The sequence below is a fragment of the Brucella pseudogrignonensis genome, from assembly GCF_002252525.1.
GTDB lineage: Bacteria > Pseudomonadota > Alphaproteobacteria > Rhizobiales > Rhizobiaceae > Brucella > Brucella pseudogrignonensis.
On record NZ_NNRM01000017.1, the window covers coordinates 229,407 to 244,792 of the forward strand.

Sequence of the window (15,386 nt, forward strand, 5' to 3'; positions counted from 1 at the left end):
TTTTCCCGTTCGATTCAATGATTTGAACTAGCAAGTGATCAGTCTTTGCGGTCATTGCAAGACAAGATAGATCAAACTTATTGTTTGAAAATAACAAACTGTGTGCTGTTCTGCAGAAACACTTCTATTTTTCATTTCAGGTACCCTCATATGAAGCCTTGCCCAACGGAAAGTCTGCCGGCAGAAATTCTCTCAAAGCTTTCAATTACAGACGGCCGTTTGATTGTTGCGATTGCTGGTCCACCCGGTGCAGGTAAGTCGACGATCTCTGAATATCTGCGGGATGCGATCAATAAAGGCGGAGTAGGGCCAGCCGTTATTGTGCCGATGGACGGCTTTCATCTGGACAATGCAATCCTTGATGAGCGAGGCCTTCGGAGCCGTAAAGGGTCGCCGCCCACTTTTGACTGCGCAGGCTTTGCAGCTCTGCTGGAGCGCTTGAAAAATGCTTCGGAAGATGTCGTCATTCCGGCCTTTGATCGCACGCTTGATCTTGCACGCGCCGGCGCAGCAATCGTGCGCGCCGATCATCAAATTCTGCTGGTGGAAGGCAATTATCTGTTGCTCGATCAGGAGCCCTGGACGGAACTCGCATCGTTTTTCGATATGACGATCTTTCTGGAAGTGCCTTTTTCCGAGCTTGAACGTCGCCTCATCCAGCGTTGGCTTGATTATGGACACACAGAAGACGCAGCACGTCAGCGCGCACTTTCCAATGATATTCCCAATGCCGAACTCGTGGTCTCATCCTCACGCGATGCGAATTACATCGTCACAACGGCATAATAACGCATGACGGAAAATTGCACCGCCAAGGCTTGCCGCAGATGATTCCTGCCTGCATGATATTCAATATCAGTTATATTCTCACGGGATCAGCCTTTCATGACAAACTATGTTTTCGCGCCTTCTCCGCAGCCATTCGTGCCGGTTAAGGGAACCGAAGCGCGTTTTCCCGTGCATCGCATTTATTGTGTCGGTCAGAACTATGCCGATCACGCGATTGAAATGGGTGGTGATCCAACGCGCAATCCGCCTTTCTTCTTCCAGAAAAACCCGGATAGCCTTGTGATTGAAGGCGGTGATTTTCCCTACCCGCCGAAGACCGAAGACGTGCATCATGAGATTGAGCTGGTCGTGGCTCTCAAAAAAGGCGGCAAGGACATTGCAGTCGAACAGGCACTGGACCATGTTTATGGTTATGCAGTCGGCATCGACATGACGCGCCGTGACTTGCAGGCCGTTGCAAAGAAGGCGGGTCGTCCTTGGGAGGTGGCGAAAGCTTTTGAGCATTCCGCGCCATGCTCAGCCATTGTACCCGTGTCGGAAATCGGCCATCCCGAATCGGCTGAAATTTCTCTGAAAATTAATGGAGAAACCCGCCAGTCGGGCGATCTTAATCAGATGATCTGGAAGGTTGCCGAAACGATTTCTTATCTTTCGTCTCTGTTTGAGCTTCAACCGGGCGACCTTATTTACACTGGCACACCGGCAGGCGTCGGACCTGTCCAGCGTGGTGACCTTCTCGAAGGGGCAGTAGGCGGCGTTGGGTCGATTTCTGTAAAGGTTGTCTAGGCTGGCTTAGGGGGCTTCGAGCATTTGGGTGAAAACTGCACATCAGTTTTGTGCAGGGTAATAATAAGAACGAAAGACAGGGCGCTGACCTCATTTGAAAGCGCTCTGATAACGGAGGAACGATGAGCACCTATCTCCCCACTGACGTGCATGACGCTCTCGAACGTTTCATTCATGAGACGCATCCGGGCCTCAATCAGACTGAGGCAATTATTCTCATTCTCCGAAAGGCGCTCGTGCATCAGGGCTATCTTGCAGCAGAGCCAGAACATGGTACACCACCAGAAGATTTGAATGCCACGAATGACGATTGAATATGAATAAGAACCCACCTGAGGGAGCGGGCCAGAAGGCCGCTCTCGGTCGCCGCCTTCTGCTTCTGACGATTTTGGCGATTTTGCTGACATGTGCGCTCATCTGGATGAGCATTTATCTGTTTGATCCCGATGGTGGTCTCGGTTTTGACGACTTCGGAATTTTTGCACATGAATTCAATGCGATAGATACAATGCTGCCTCGCATTCTGTGAGGCTTAAAATCGCTCTATTACGCTTTGAAATATTCATTTTGACGCGCCTTTGACGTTCTGGGCTTCCGCTTTGCGTATTTTGCGTGGTACATGACTGTCATCGATTGAAAGAATATTGTCTGAACCGGGCCGCAAAACGGACCGCTCAAGCCAAGAGGGTCTTATGGCATTCGAGGACATCAAAGCGGAAATCGCCCTGCTTTTTGAGCAGATGGTAAATCAGCCGCAGGACGTTCATGAGATTCGTGAAACGGTTCGTGAGAAGCTTAACACGCTCAAAGCCACAGGTATGCCTCTGCCAGCTGATCTGGTTGAACTCGAAAAACGCATCGAACAAGATTTCGATTCATAGGATCGGTCACTCATGCGTACACAAGCTCCATCAAAGCCGCTTTCTCTGACCTTTCTTAAAGGTGCTCTCCTCCTCGGTTGTGCAGTTGCTCTCAGCGCCTGCAACACGACAAGTGACGGAAAGCCTGCAAAGACCGCGCTGATTTCGCCGACTGAAAATTCAACGACGACCGCAACCGTATCTGCAACGGGCGACACGGCAACTCCAGCCGCAGGCGCCACCGCAGTTGCTGACGCGACTGCTCCTGCTGATGGAACGCAGGCAGTTGCATCGCTCGAAAGCCCGGTTCTTCCTACCAATGTGCCGATTCCGGGCATTCGCGGTCAGTCTGAGCCGATGATGGCTTATGCCGGTGCGCAGGCGGAAGCCTCACCAGCCTCCATGGCTGCCAATATGGCATTTGAAACACCTGATCACGCACCGGAAGAACTCGACGCGCTGATTACCAAGTATTCTGTTGCCTATGATGTGCCGGAGCGTCTGGTACGCCGCGTGGTGCATCGCGAAAGCCGTTTTAATCCGGGTGCGCGTAATGGACCATATTGGGGTCTGATGCAGATCAGTCATCCAACCGCGCGCGGTATGGGCTACAAGGGCAATGCCAAGGGCCTTCTCGATGCTGAGACGAACCTGAAATATGCGGTTCGTTACCTCTCCGGCGCCTATAAGGTTGCTGGTGGAGACGAAAGCCAAGCTGTTCGTTTCTATGCACGCGGTTATTATTATGATGCCAAGCGCAAGGGATTGCTGCAGGAAACCGGACTTGATGGCAGCTGGAAGCGTAGTGGCCCAACCCGCGATGCCGCAGCGGCGTCATCCGAAACGACAACTCTGCCAGATGCAGCTGCTGCTCCGTTGCCGGGTGTCGCACCGATTCAGGCTTCCTATACGCCTTCCGCGCAATAAGTTCATCCGACAAACTGTCATCTTGACGCTGCAAAGCGATGGCAGTTTGCTGTCTTAACAAAAGCGTGTCGCGGTTTATCCCAAAACCGGTTCCCACCTTTAGAAGACAAGAGCGCGTGAGATGGATGTAAAACTGCCTTATCCAATTAAATGGAAATATGATCGGGCTGAGCTTTGGGCCGATGGCGTCATCCATGTGCTGGGTGTTGCTCTGGCGCTTGCCGGTGCAATTGCCATGTTGCTCTATTTTCTACCGAACATGTCGGCAGCCACTTCGATTTCTTCGAGCGTCTATCTGGCAAGTCTTCTGGGTGCGCTCGGGATTTCGGCGGTTTATAATATCTGGCCCGTTTCGCCGACAAAATGGTTCCTGCGCCGTTTCGATCATTCGGCCATTTATCTCTTGATTGCTGGCACTTATACGCCTTTTGCCATGCATATGGGTGATCGCGCCTTGCCGCTGCTTCTCTTTGTCTGGAGCGTGGCGTTTGTCGGTATCTTTCTCAAACTCTTCATGCCCGGACGCTTTGATCGTCTATCGATCCTGCTTTATCTGGCGCTCGGCTGGAGTGGCGTCATGGTCTATGACACCATGGTGCAATCACTGCCGCCTGCCGTCTTCTGGCTGATCGCTGCAGGCGGTATGGTCTATTCGCTGGGCGTGATCTTCCACGTCTGGGAACGCTTGCGTTTTCAAAATGCCATCTGGCATGGCTTTGTCGTGGTTGGCGCTGCACTTCATTATTGTGCAGTGTTCGTGGTCGGGACGTGATTTCAGTCTTAATGAAAGTCGCGTGAGTTCGGCATAATCTTCACATTTCGTGGATGACGTGCGGTCGTTTGTGAGGGCGCAATGAGCCTTTGCGGTTCGCGTCCGCTCATTTCAATGAGTGTAGCGGAACGATCCTGAATTTTCGCCGCCACCAGATGCACGACGCCCTCCGGGCTGCGCTGAACCTGCCCATCAATAAGAATAAGCCGTGCCCCCATCACTTCGCGGCGGAAGGTCTTCATGATCTTTGGCCAGACGACGATATTGGCAATGCCCGTTTCATCTTCGATGGTTAGAAACACCACACCCTTGGCGCTGCCGGGACGCTGGCGCACGGTGACAATGCCCGCAACCTTCATGCGGCTTCCCTGTTTGCTTTGCTGCACGGCCCGACAGGTGGAAACACCTTCTGCTGCAAGGCCTTCACGCAGATATTGCAGCGGATGGCCTTTAAGCGAGAGCCGGGTTGTTTCATAGTCGGCAATCACATGTTCGGAAGCAGCCATTTCCGGAAGTTTCGTGCGCGGTTCTTCCGCCAGTTCGCTTGTTTCGGCGGCGCGGAACAGCGGCAATGTTTCATCATTGGGCAGACGTCGCACGACCCATAATGCGTCACGGCGGTCAATGTCGAGTGAACCGAAAGCGTCGGCATCAGCGAGGAGAGTGAATGCGCGCCGGTCTAGTCGCAGGCGGTGGTGCATGTCTTCAATGCTGCGATAAGGATCATGTTGGCCTGCCATAAGGAGCTTGGCATTGCGCTTGGAAAACCCGTCGATCTGACGAAAGCCGAGCCGAAGCGCAAGTTTCCCGTCCTGCGTTTCTGCCAGAATATTGTCCCACTGACTAAAGTTCACATCGACAGGCAATGCCCTCACATCATGCTCACAGGCATCGCGCACGATCTGCGCTGGCGCATAAAACCCCATAGGCTGTGAGTTGAGAAGCGCTGCCGCAAACACCTCTGGATGATGGCATTTGATCCATGCGGAAATATAAACCAGATGCGCAAAGCTTGCGGCATGGCTTTCCGGAAAGCCATATTCACCGAAGCCTTTGATCTGGTTGAAGCAATTCTCGGCAAAGGTCCGATCATAGCCACGGTTGACCATGCCATCGATCATCTTCGTTTCCATGGTATGGATGGTGCCCATCTTGCGGAAGGTCGCCATGGCGCGACGTAAAAGATTGGCTTCATCTGGCGTGAATTTCGCGGCCTCAATGGCAATGCGCATGGCCTGTTCCTGAAACAGCGGCACGCCTTTGGTCTTTTCCAGAATTTTTCGCAGCTCGTCCGGCTCGCCATGTTCGGGGGAAGGCGAGGGATAGGTGACATTTTCCTGTCCGCTTCGCCGCCTCAGATAAGGATGCACCATGTCGCCCTGAATAGGGCCGGGGCGTACAATGGCGACCTGAATGACAAGATCATAATATTTTCGTGGGCGCAGGCGCGGCAGCATGTTCATCTGTGCGCGGCTTTCAACCTGAAACACGCCGACCGAATCGTCTTTGCAAAGCATGTCGTAAACAGCGTCATCTTTTCGCTCTACTGTCGCGAGCGTCAGCTTCTTGCCACCATAAAGCTGCGGTTTGTGCGTATGAATGAGGTCGAAAGCCTTACGGATGCAGGTGAGCATACCGAGCGACAACACATCGACTTTCATCAGACCGACTTCGTCGATGTCGTCCTTGTCCCATTCAATGAACGAGCGTTTGTCCATTGCAGCCGGGCCGATTGGCACTGTCTCGTCCAGACGGTCACGCGTCAGCACAAACCCGCCCACATGCTGCGACAGATGCCGTGGAAAACCGATCAGCTCCAGCGCCAGTTCGACTGCACGCCGGATGATGGGATTATCGGGATCAAGCCCTGCCTGTCGGATATGTTCCTTGTCGATACCACCGCCAGATATGCCCCAGACCGTGTTGGCAAGTGCAGCCGTCACATCTTCAGTCAGGCCCAGCGCCTTGCCGACATCGCGGATGGCACTGCGCGAGCGATAGCTGATAACGGTCGCGACAATCGCCGCACGGTCTCTCGTGTAGCGATCATAGACATATTGCATCACCTGTTCGCGCCGCTCATGCTCGAAATCGACGTCAATATCGGGTGGTTCTTTTCGCTCGACGGAGATGAAACGCTCAAACAGAAGATCCACTTCTGCCGGGTCGACTCCGGTTATGCCAAGGCAAAAACAGACAACGGAATTGGCTGCTGATCCTCGCCCCTGACACAGAATCTTTTCTCTTTTGGCAAAGCTCACAATGTCATGGACGGTGAGAAAGTAAGCCGCATATTGCAGTTGTTCTATCAGTGCCAGTTCCTTACGGATCAGTCCTTGCACCTTCGGCGGTATGCTATCCGCGCCATAATGCTGGGCAGCGCCGTACCATGTCAGATCATGCAAATGCTGTTGCGGTGTCTTGCCCGGTGGCACTGGCTCATCAGGATAATCATAGCTTAGCTCATCGAGCCGGAAGGTGATTGGGGCCACGAAATCGGCGGTCGTCTCAATCGCTGCCGGGTAATTGCGGAACAGGCGCACCATTTCATGCGGTGGTTTGAGGTGCCGCTCGGCGTTTTTTTCAAGCAATCGCCCTGCCGTGAAAACTGTTGTGTAATGCCGTGTTGCCGTCAGCACATCTTGCAGCGCACGGCGATCCGTATGGTGATAAAGCACATCATTGGTGGCAAGCAACGGCACATTCGCTTCCGCTGCAAAGCGTGCGATGCGCTCTGCGCGGCGTCCGTCATGCCCCCGATGCGGCATGGTCAGCGCCAGCCAGACAGAGCCGGGCGCGGCTTGTGCGATCTCCGTCAGACGTGCCGCAAAATCAGGATCATCTTCATCGGGAGCAAAGACTGCGATCTGAAACTGCCGCGCCCGAAATAGCAGATCGCCCCACTCAAGATGACATTCTCCCTTGGCGACAGCTCGGTGCTTGCCATCTGTCAGCAGGCGGCACAATTGTCCATAGGCTGCGCGATCACGCGGATAGACGACCATGTCTGGCGTGCCGTCAATGAAGGAAAGGCGGCAGCCGATGAACAGACGGAAGTCGCATGTGTCGCGAATATCTTTCCACGCAGCATGGGCGCGAACCACACCGGCCAGCGTGTTGCGGTCGGCAATGCCGATACCGGACAGCCCGAGCGCGTGAGCTTGCAAGACCAGCTCCTGCGGATGCGATGCGCCACTCAGGAAAGAAAAGTTGCTGGCCACCGCCATTTCAAAATAGCGGGGCATCACGCAAACAGCCCATGCAAAAACCAGCGCGGATGATTCAAGCCGTCATAAAGCCCTTCGCGGAAAATCCAGAAGCGCTGGCCGTTATCATCCTCCACGCGGTAATAATCGCGCAGCTGTGGCACATCATGACCGATGGAAAGCCACCATTCCGGTTCGATCCGTTCTGGGCCTTCGGCAAGCCGCACATGATGACGCACACGCCGCCACAGGAAAAACGAGGGCGGACTGTCAGGTACTTCCGCAATACTCTCGATTGGCTGCGGTGGACGAAACAGTTTGATTGGTCGCGCGGGCGGATCATCGGGAAGTGTTGGGCTGCTTTCATAATCGCCTTCGCTTTTGTGGATTTGCAGGGCCGGGCGCAGACCAAAAGCTCGTTCGGGAATGTGCGTATTGCGCGAAAAGGAAACCAGTACACGCTCCTGCCCCAACCTCGCCGAAAGCCGGTCGATCAACTGGCTGAAGCCAGCTTCATCTTCTTCATGCTGATCAAGCCCTGTCTGGCGCTGTGCGATTGCTCCGCTGCGAAGTGCTGCCAGGCGGATCATGTCGAAGCCAAAACCGGCATCAAGCGGATCGGTGAGAGCCTTGAGCCGCTCCCGCGCCAGCCTGAGAAATACCCGATCTTCACGCAAAGGCTGGCCAGTTTCGATACGGATATGGCGCACCTCACCGTCGACACGGAAGAAGGATGCTTCGATTAGAAGTGCGCCTTTTCCCTCGATTTCAAGAAGTGCAAACAGCTCCTGCGCCAGCTCCTGCAAAATTTGCTCAACAAGCTCCATCACCGTGACCGGTTCGGACATGCGACGTTCGGCAATGTTGAGCGGCACGATACGCAGGGGCGAAATCGGTGCGCGCTCCTGTCGTGCCAGCCGGTCAAGCTTGGTGGCAAGGTCGGTTCCAAAACGCGCAGTCAAGGCTGCGCGGGGCAGCGCCATCACATCGCCAATGCGCTTTAGCCCGGCGCGTTTAAGGCCCGTCTCAGCAGCCTCGTTCAGTTCAAGAGAGCTGATCGGCAGGCGTGGTAAAAAATGGTCGACACCAGCCTTGCTGAAAACGCCGCCGCGCGTTCCGCGTGCCAGAAGCCGTGCGGCAAAGCTGTTGTCAGCCATTGCCGCCTGTATGTTCAGGCCAGCCCGTTCAATCCGCATGATTGCGTCCTCACGCATGGCAGCAAGCCCGCCAAAAAGATGTGCGCAGCCAGTGATGTCGAGCATCAACCCATGCGGCTCGTCGAAGGCTATAAGCGGCGTGTAGCGTTCGCACCAATGGGCAAGACGCTTGAGCAACGCTGCATCGCGTTCCGGTGCGGCTGTTGCAACGTCAAGCCTTTCCACCCGCGCTCGCGCATCGGTCAGCGCCATGCCGGGGAAAAGACCGAGCTTTGCAGCCTTAGCATCCACTGCCGTCAGGCGCAGCGCATTGGCCGTGCGCTCGGTGACGACAAGCGGCATTTTTTCTGTGCCATCATGCTGAATGTTGTTGCGAAGCCGGTCGGTCGGCAGAAACGGAAACCAGAGGGCGAGGAACACGCGATCTGCCGTTCTGTTCGGCTGTTCCAAATTCGAGGGTTTCATTGTTCCATTCCATGATCCATTGCCCACAGGTGCCGTGTCGATTGCGTTCCAGAATTGCGGAAAAAACCGGCTTTCCGGGTGCATTCGCGCCGCTGGAGCGGGAGGATGCAGGTGCCACCCGCCAGCGGCTGACGGCAGCGCTCTGCACGCCTGTTTGGTGGCTTCTGAGCAGGATGACAGGCAAGTGTGCGGTTTCGGTTGCCAGAAGCAGGCGACGCGAGGCGGTCAGGTCGAGACATTTCGGCTGGCCGCTCACCGAGGCGACCACGCCGGAAATGAGGTTCGAAGCCTTGCCACTTGCCTCTTCAAGCGCATCATTCGCTGCTTTTAAAACATCTTGAGCGGTGGGGCAGCGCACGATTAACAGCCGTGATGGATTGATTCCGAAGGCATGAAGCCCCGGTGGATAAAGCCCGCCATATTCGCTTGAGGCGCTTTCTTCCTCAATCCAGATGACTGGTCTTCTTGAAGGGGATGCACGCAAAGCCATCGCCAGCGCGAAACCGGTAGCGGCCATATGCGCGCCGGGGTTTTCAGCAAAAACCTCATGCAGTGCATCGCCTCTCAGGCCATGCGGAAAAGCATCATCAGCTCCGGCAAGGCCGAGTGTGAAACTGCCTGCACGTCCGCAGCCTGTTTCGGTCTCGTCTGTAAAACTTGCCTGTGAGACATTGCCTTCGATGGCCGTAACCATGCGCCGCAACGCCGTGATGTCGATGCCGCTCACGTTCAAAACCCTGTGTTTGTAAGGATGCAATTCCAGACGTGAAACTGCCTCACGCTTTTATTGGAATGCTATATGTTCACTTTATGTTCTAGTATTGAATCGAGTCCGCAAAGAGTCAAGCGGGATCAGCTGTGAGGATGTGTGGATAAGAAAAATGCTTCCTCTCAGATAGCACTCTGAAAGGAAGCATCTACGGTCATGGTTGATCAGATCAGGCGGCTTCTTTGAAAGGCACGCCCGCCAGTTGGGCGAGATGGCCACCAAGATCGGTGCCAGCACCTGCCGCATTGACGGTATCAAAATAATCATGCCAACCGGTGGCGGTGATTCCGGCAATCAGCATGTCGAGAGCCATCTCATCCGGGAAGCGCCAAATCGCAAAAAAGCTTTGCTTCGGCGCATAAGGTTTGGTTGGGTTAATAGGGCCGAGGGCCAGAGCCTCGATACCACGTTCGGCCAGACCGCCCATGCCAGCACCGACCTTTTCAAAGAAAGCCTGCCTGCCTTCAAGATCAAGTGCCAGCCAGCTTGCCTTGGGTGAATAGAGTTCTGCGAGATAATGGGTCATGTCGTTTCCGGGATGTTATTTAGAAAAGGAACGGAGTGCGCGTTTGCAGATACGTGCAGTCGCGGGATTTGTGCTTGCTTCAAGCCAGTCAGCGCAAAGCGCCTTGACCCATTCGGGTCGGCTTTTGGCTGCATCATTGAGCCAGTTGGCGACCGAATCCTGCACATAAGGTGCGGGATCGGCGCGAAGTGGTGTCAGAATTGACAAAGCCTTTTCAGGGGCTTCTTTCAGGCTTTTGATATGTGCCGACCAAACGCCACGCGGGCGGGTGGCTTCGCAGGCAAATCGCCGGATATAGGGGGACGGATCGGCAGTCCATGGCGTAAGCAGTTGGATCGTCTGGTCAATCTCAGAAGAAATATGCTCGCGAAGACCGAGCCATGCCCATTCGCGCACGCCAAAATGTAGATCATCTGCGAGCGGGCGTATGAGCTTCAGACGTTCTGCAAGAGAAAGGCTTTGTAGCTGACCGATGGCAAAACAGGCCCAGCCGCGCACGGTATCTGACGGATGGATACTCAGAGAATTGATTACTTGACCGCCAGAGTTTGCGAGCAAAATCTGTGCTGCCATCATCATGCGTCGTGAAATGCCAAGATCCTTGGCTTCATGTATTCCCTGCAAGGCGACCTGACCAATAGCCGGAAATGCGTTTTGCATGAGGCTCGCAAAGTTAATCGCCAGACATTCGGTCAGTACGGTCGTTTCAACCGCTCCGCTGTGTAACTCAGAAAGTCGATCAGCCGAGATATCGGAAATTTTCAACGGCGATTTGCTCATGGCTTTCGTCCCGCATCCGTGCGACTGAAAATACGGCGCAGCAATGTGCTGAGCACTGATTGTTCATCGGCGGAAAGATCGCTCATCAGGCTCGCAATCCATGTTGTATGTTCAACGAAAAGCTGTTGCGCCAATCGCGCTCCTTCGGATGTCAGCCTGATCGTCAGTTTGCGGCGATCCTGCGTGTCCGCATGGCGCTTGAGAAAGCCATCGCGTTCCAAGCCATCAAGCAGGCCGGTAATGGTCGCGCGTGTCACGCCAGCACGCTCTGAAAGCTCGTGTGGTGAAAGGCCATCAGGCACATTCTGCAAAAGAAACAACAGAACAAACTTGCCTTCGGAAAGCTTGTGGGGGGCAAGCCTGTTGGCACAATCGTGGTCAATTGCAGCGGCAAGCGACAGGATTTCAAAACAGGTTTTAAGCGCGTCAGCAGACGGACTGCTGCGGCGTTCCAGTTCACCCAGAAGGGCGTGATGTTTTTGCTCAATAATTTCCATATGTCGCCATATAATATGGCGCCATACTAAAAGCAAATGGTTTAGATCAGCTCACTGAGATTGGGCGTCTTGATAGGCTTCGATATACGGTTTATATATGTTTCATATATATTGAACTGGAAAGTATTATGGGTATCGTAAAAATCAGCGATGAACTGCATGAGGAATTGCGCAAGGCAAGTGATGTCATGTGCCGTTCGATCAATGCGCAGGCTGAATACTGGATGAAAATCGGTATGCTGGCACAGGCAAATCCGGAACTGTCCTTCAATGAAATCGTACAGATGCAGTTGCGCGCGGCACAGGTCGAGCTTCCCGTTCTGGTGGTGCAGTCATCATGACAAAGACACCTGCCGAGGTGGAAAAAATGGCGGCTTCAGGCGCGCTGCTGGCGTCCGTTTTTACACTTCTCGATCACACACCGCTTGCTGGCCTGACTACGATGCAGGTCAATGATCTGGTTGAGGATTATATCACCCGCGAATTACAGGCGCGGCCTGCAAGTAAAGGGCAGTATGATTTTCCTTATGTGCTCAATGCCTCAAGGAATGAAGTCGTCTGCCATGGAATGCCATCGGATAGCGAAGTCATCGAAAATGGTGAGATCATCAATTTCGACATTACCCTTGAGAAGGACGGCTATATCGCTGATTCCAGCAAAACCTATATGGTCGGTGAAGTGGCTCTCTTTGCTTCGCGTTTGGTGCGTGTGACCTATGAGGCGCTATGGAAGGGCATTGCTGCCGTGCGTCCCGGCGCTACGCTGGGCGATATTGGCTATGCTATCGAGCGTCATGCAAAACGTCATGATTACAGCGTGGTTCGTGAATATTGCGGCCATGGCATTGGTCGTGAAATGCATGAGGAGCCGCAGGTTCTGCACTTCGGCAAGCCGGGTACGGGTGAGCGTCTGCGTGAAGGCATGGTGTTCACCATCGAGCCGATGCTCAATCAGGGCACAGCCAAGGTAAAGACCGAAAAAGACGGTTGGACAGTTGTGACGCGCGATGGAAAATTGTCAGCGCAGTTTGAACATACCGTCGCTGTCACGTCGAATGGCGTTCGCGTGCTGACCTTGCGCCCCGGCGAAGAAAAGATGCTTGCAGCAATCCGAAACGCGGTCTGACATTATCAAATTTTGTCTGCCAGCAAGAGCACGAAGATAATCGTTCCGCCGATGCTCATTCCGCTTGCTATAATTGTCCCTAAGATTGCAGGAACGAGTTTCAGAAACGAAACATAAGGCGAGATTTCGAGCTGAAATTCTGGCCTGATTTTTTCAGGCGTGAGACAGGTTATCTCGTAACCGCCGGGTGTCATGCATTCAAAATTGCCAAGAGCATGAGAAGCATAGCCGCGCATATCCGTGCGTCTGACGCTGAGCAGCGAACGGCTTGTGGAACGATAGGCGATTGCTGCACCGCTCTCGCGCTCTCTGATTGCAAATTGCGCAGAGAAATATGCGATCCCTGAAATAATCGTCAGTGGTGGAAAGACGATGCTGACTGTGTACTGTCCCGCTTTTGGCAAATGAAAGACATGTGGCCGGCTGTCGGCTCTAAAGCGATGACGGATCGCTGGCATGATGATGCCCCACAGAATGGAAATGCATCGGACCAGCAGATAAATCCCGAGCAGAATGCAAAGAGGCATCGCAAGATAGAGAAACACGGCTCACGCTCCGTTTGCGTTTTAAAAGAAAAAGCCCGCCGAAAGGCGGGCTTTTTCCGTGTTTTAAAAAGCTTAGCGACGGTCGCGTGCAGCCAAAGTGCGCAGACGAAGTGCATTGAGCTTGATGAAGCCTGCTGCGTCCTTCTGGTCATAGGCGCCCTGATCGTCTTCAAACGTCACGAGCTTGTCGGAATAGAGCGACTTGTCCGATTCACGACCGGTCACAATCACATTGCCCTTATAGAGCTTGAGTGTGACTTCACCTTCGACGTGACGCTGGCTGAGATCGATAGCGGCCTGCAGCATTTCGCGTTCTGGCGAGAACCAGAAACCGTAATAGATGAGTTCCGCATATCGTGGCATCAGCTCATCCTTGAGGTGCGCCGCACCACGATCGAGCGTGATCGATTCGATGGCGCGGTGTGCTGCCAACAGGATCGTGCCACCTGGCGTTTCATAGACGCCGCGCGATTTCATGCCGACGAAGCGGTTTTCAACGAGGTCAAGACGACCAATGCCGTTGTCACGACCATAATCGTTGAGCTTGGCAAGCAGCGTTGCAGGCGACAGACGTTCGCCATTGATCGAAACCGCATCACCCTTTTCAAAGCCAATCTTGATGATGGTTGGTGTATCCGGGGCGGTTTCTGGCGAAATCGTGCGCATATGCACATATTCAGGCGCTTCGATCGCCGGATCTTCCAGAACCTTGCCTTCAGACGAAGAGTGCAGCAGGTTTGCGTCAACCGAGAATGGCGCTTCGCCCTTCTTGTCTTTCGCGACCGGAATCTGGTGCTGTTCAGCAAATTCGAGCAGATGCGTGCGGCTCTTGAACGACCAGTCGCGCCATGGAGCGATGATCTTGATGTCCGGGTTCAGCGCATATGCGGAAAGCTCGAAGCGAACCTGATCATTGCCCTTGCCGGTCGCGCCGTGCGCAATTGCGTCAGCGCCGGTCTTCTTGGCGATTTCAATCAGGTGCTTGGAGATCAGCGGACGGGCAATCGAAGTGCCGAGCAAATAGACGCCTTCATAGACGGCGTTGGCGCGGAACATCGGGAAGACGAAATCGCGCACGAATTCTTCGCGCACATCCTCAACGAAAATTTCCTTGATACCCAGCATTTCGGCCTTCTTGCGTGCTGGTTCAAGTTCTTCGCCCTGGCCGAGATCGGCGGTAAAGGTGACGACTTCTGCGTTAAGCTCAGTCTGCAACCATTTCAGGATGATCGAGGTGTCGAGACCGCCAGAATAGGCGAGAACGACCTTTTTAACGTCTTTCAGCTTGCTCATAGTTCACTTCCGTCTGAGATGCGATTGTGGCCCAAAGGGCCGTAGAACAGGATGTTGCAGTTCTTTTATCAGTTGCTAAGCGGCGCGCAAGCCGGATGGCACTTTGTCAGCGAAAAGAAAGCATCATCTGCCATTATGGACAGTCTTGACTGTCACTTTGATTTGTAACTATAAAAGTTACATGATTAATTCTGACAATCCATTTACCGATCCGCAGGTCGTAGCACGTTACGCAGAAGGGCCGCCGAAAGCTGTGCCGGGATTTCGGGATATGCAGCGCATGACGCGTTTGCTGCTTGCCGAAACCGTGTCCGATACTGCAAGCATTCTGGTGTTGGGTGCGGGCGGTGGTCTTGAACTCAAGCTCTTTGCGGAAAATCACCCGCATTGGACCTTTGAAGGTGTCGACCCTTCCGCAGAAATGCTTCAATTGGCGCGGCAAAACCTTGGCACCAATGCAGCTCGTGTGAACTTCCATGAAGGTTATATCGATAGCTCAGCTCTCGGGCCATTTGATGGAGCAGTCTGTTTGCTGACCATGCATTTTCTGGATGAGAAAACGCGCAAACAAACTCTTTCAGACATCCATCGCCGCCTGAAACCCGGCGCACCATTTATCATGGCACATTTCAGTTTTGAGCAGGGCAGTGCCGATGAGCGAGCTTTGTGGTTGTCACGCTATTCTGCCTTTTTGAATGATTCCGGTGTCGATATGGCAAGTGCAGTAAAAGCCGGTACAGCGATCAATGAGCGTTTGCATATTCTTACGCCGCGACAGGATGAGGCGCTGATACGTGGTGCGGGCTTCAAGGATCTGAGCCTTTTTTATGCATCTTTCACCTATCGCGGGTGGGTTGCCTACGCATAAATATGGGACGCTGAGACGGC

The 15,386-nt window shown here is 53.8% G+C and carries 18 protein-coding genes; 10 read left to right on the plus strand and 8 right to left on the minus strand.

Annotation, left to right across the window (positions count from 1 at the left end; translation table 11 throughout):
• The first annotated feature begins 150 nt into the window (after positions 1-150).
• The 7 genes from CEV34_RS07690 to trhA all read left to right on the plus strand — a co-directional run bounded on the left by CEV34_RS07690 (position 151) and on the right by trhA (position 4,134).
• Positions 151-786: a nucleoside/nucleotide kinase family protein gene (locus tag CEV34_RS07690; RefSeq protein ID WP_007873023.1), complete on the plus strand. Its 636-nt coding sequence runs from the start codon at positions 151-153 to the stop codon at positions 784-786.
• 99 nt (positions 787-885) lie between these two features.
• Positions 886-1,575 (plus strand): fumarylacetoacetate hydrolase family protein, encoded by a 690-nt coding sequence (locus CEV34_RS07695; RefSeq protein WP_007873024.1) that lies wholly within the window; start codon positions 886-888, stop codon positions 1,573-1,575.
• Positions 1,576-1,697: 122 nt separating this feature from the next.
• A complete protein-coding gene (locus CEV34_RS07700) occupies positions 1,698-1,889 on the plus strand; it encodes a hypothetical protein (RefSeq protein WP_007873025.1) in 192 nt (63 codons plus the stop codon).
• Between the two features lie 2 nt (positions 1,890-1,891).
• Complete coding sequence (locus tag CEV34_RS07705; RefSeq protein WP_039859432.1) at positions 1,892-2,104, plus strand: hypothetical protein; 213 nt, start codon at positions 1,892-1,894, stop codon at positions 2,102-2,104.
• A 163-nt stretch (positions 2,105-2,267) separates the two neighbouring features.
• Complete coding sequence (locus tag CEV34_RS07710; RefSeq protein ID WP_007873027.1) at positions 2,268-2,456, plus strand: hypothetical protein; 189 nt, start codon at positions 2,268-2,270, stop codon at positions 2,454-2,456.
• A gap of 12 nt (positions 2,457-2,468) precedes the next feature.
• The gene (locus CEV34_RS07715) at positions 2,469-3,362 is read left to right on the plus strand and encodes a lytic transglycosylase domain-containing protein (RefSeq protein WP_007873028.1); all 894 of its coding nucleotides are present in this window, start codon (positions 2,469-2,471) and stop codon (positions 3,360-3,362) included.
• A gap of 121 nt (positions 3,363-3,483) precedes the next feature.
• On the plus strand, positions 3,484-4,134 hold the full coding sequence (trhA, locus tag CEV34_RS07720; protein ID WP_007873029.1) for a PAQR family membrane homeostasis protein TrhA: 651 nt from the start codon (positions 3,484-3,486) through the stop codon (positions 4,132-4,134).
• 8 nt (positions 4,135-4,142) lie between these two features.
• Here trhA and CEV34_RS07725 read toward each other — a convergent pair whose 3' ends face one another.
• The 6 genes from CEV34_RS07725 to CEV34_RS07750 all read right to left on the minus strand — a co-directional run bounded on the left by CEV34_RS07725 (position 4,143) and on the right by CEV34_RS07750 (position 11,534).
• Positions 4,143-7,379 carry an error-prone DNA polymerase gene (locus tag CEV34_RS07725; protein ID WP_094543500.1) on the minus strand — a complete coding sequence of 1,079 codons (3,237 nt, stop codon included), beginning with the start codon at positions 7,377-7,379 and terminating at the stop codon, positions 4,143-4,145.
• Positions 7,379-8,839, minus strand: coding sequence for a Y-family DNA polymerase (locus CEV34_RS07730; RefSeq protein ID WP_039859473.1), 1,461 nt, complete (start codon positions 8,837-8,839; stop codon positions 7,379-7,381). Before CEV34_RS07730 ends, CEV34_RS07725 begins: the two co-directional genes overlap by 1 nt.
• A 13-nt stretch (positions 8,840-8,852) precedes the next feature.
• A complete protein-coding gene (locus CEV34_RS07735) occupies positions 8,853-9,689 on the minus strand; it encodes an ImuA family protein (protein ID WP_007873033.1) in 837 nt (278 codons plus the stop codon).
• A 211-nt stretch (positions 9,690-9,900) separates the two neighbouring features.
• The gene (locus CEV34_RS07740) at positions 9,901-10,257 is read right to left on the minus strand and encodes a DUF6616 family protein (protein ID WP_007873034.1); all 357 of its coding nucleotides are present in this window, start codon (positions 10,255-10,257) and stop codon (positions 9,901-9,903) included.
• Positions 10,258-10,272: 15 nt separating this feature from the next.
• Positions 10,273-11,037, minus strand: a complete 765-nt coding sequence (locus CEV34_RS07745) for a DNA alkylation repair protein (protein ID WP_007873035.1) — start codon at positions 11,035-11,037, stop codon at positions 10,273-10,275.
• Positions 11,034-11,534, minus strand: coding sequence for a MarR family winged helix-turn-helix transcriptional regulator (locus CEV34_RS07750; RefSeq protein WP_007873037.1), 501 nt, complete (start codon positions 11,532-11,534; stop codon positions 11,034-11,036). Before CEV34_RS07750 ends, CEV34_RS07745 begins: the two co-directional genes overlap by 4 nt.
• A 128-nt stretch (positions 11,535-11,662) precedes the next feature.
• Between CEV34_RS07750 and CEV34_RS07755 the strand changes: the two genes are divergently transcribed.
• Together CEV34_RS07755 and map are read left to right on the plus strand one after the other, a co-directional pair.
• On the plus strand, positions 11,663-11,875 hold the full coding sequence (locus tag CEV34_RS07755) for a ParD-like family protein (protein WP_007873043.1): 213 nt from the start codon (positions 11,663-11,665) through the stop codon (positions 11,873-11,875).
• Positions 11,872-12,660: a type I methionyl aminopeptidase gene (gene map, locus CEV34_RS07760; protein ID WP_007873045.1), complete on the plus strand. Its 789-nt coding sequence runs from the start codon at positions 11,872-11,874 to the stop codon at positions 12,658-12,660. The genes CEV34_RS07755 and map overlap by 4 nt, the downstream gene beginning before the upstream one ends.
• 5 nt (positions 12,661-12,665) lie before the next feature.
• Here the strand turns inward: map and CEV34_RS07765 are convergent, their stop codons facing one another.
• Positions 12,666-13,205 (minus strand): hypothetical protein, encoded by a 540-nt coding sequence (locus tag CEV34_RS07765; protein ID WP_007873047.1) that lies wholly within the window; start codon positions 13,203-13,205, stop codon positions 12,666-12,668.
• A 72-nt stretch (positions 13,206-13,277) separates the two neighbouring features.
• Positions 13,278-14,498 (minus strand): argininosuccinate synthase, encoded by a 1,221-nt coding sequence (locus tag CEV34_RS07770; RefSeq protein ID WP_007873048.1) that lies wholly within the window; start codon positions 14,496-14,498, stop codon positions 13,278-13,280.
• A 181-nt stretch (positions 14,499-14,679) separates the two neighbouring features.
• Here CEV34_RS07770 and CEV34_RS07775 point away from each other — a divergent pair, with 181 nt between their 5' ends.
• A complete protein-coding gene (locus tag CEV34_RS07775; protein ID WP_007873051.1) occupies positions 14,680-15,366 on the plus strand; it encodes a class I SAM-dependent methyltransferase in 687 nt (228 codons plus the stop codon).
• The last annotated feature ends 20 nt before the right edge of the window (positions 15,367-15,386 follow it).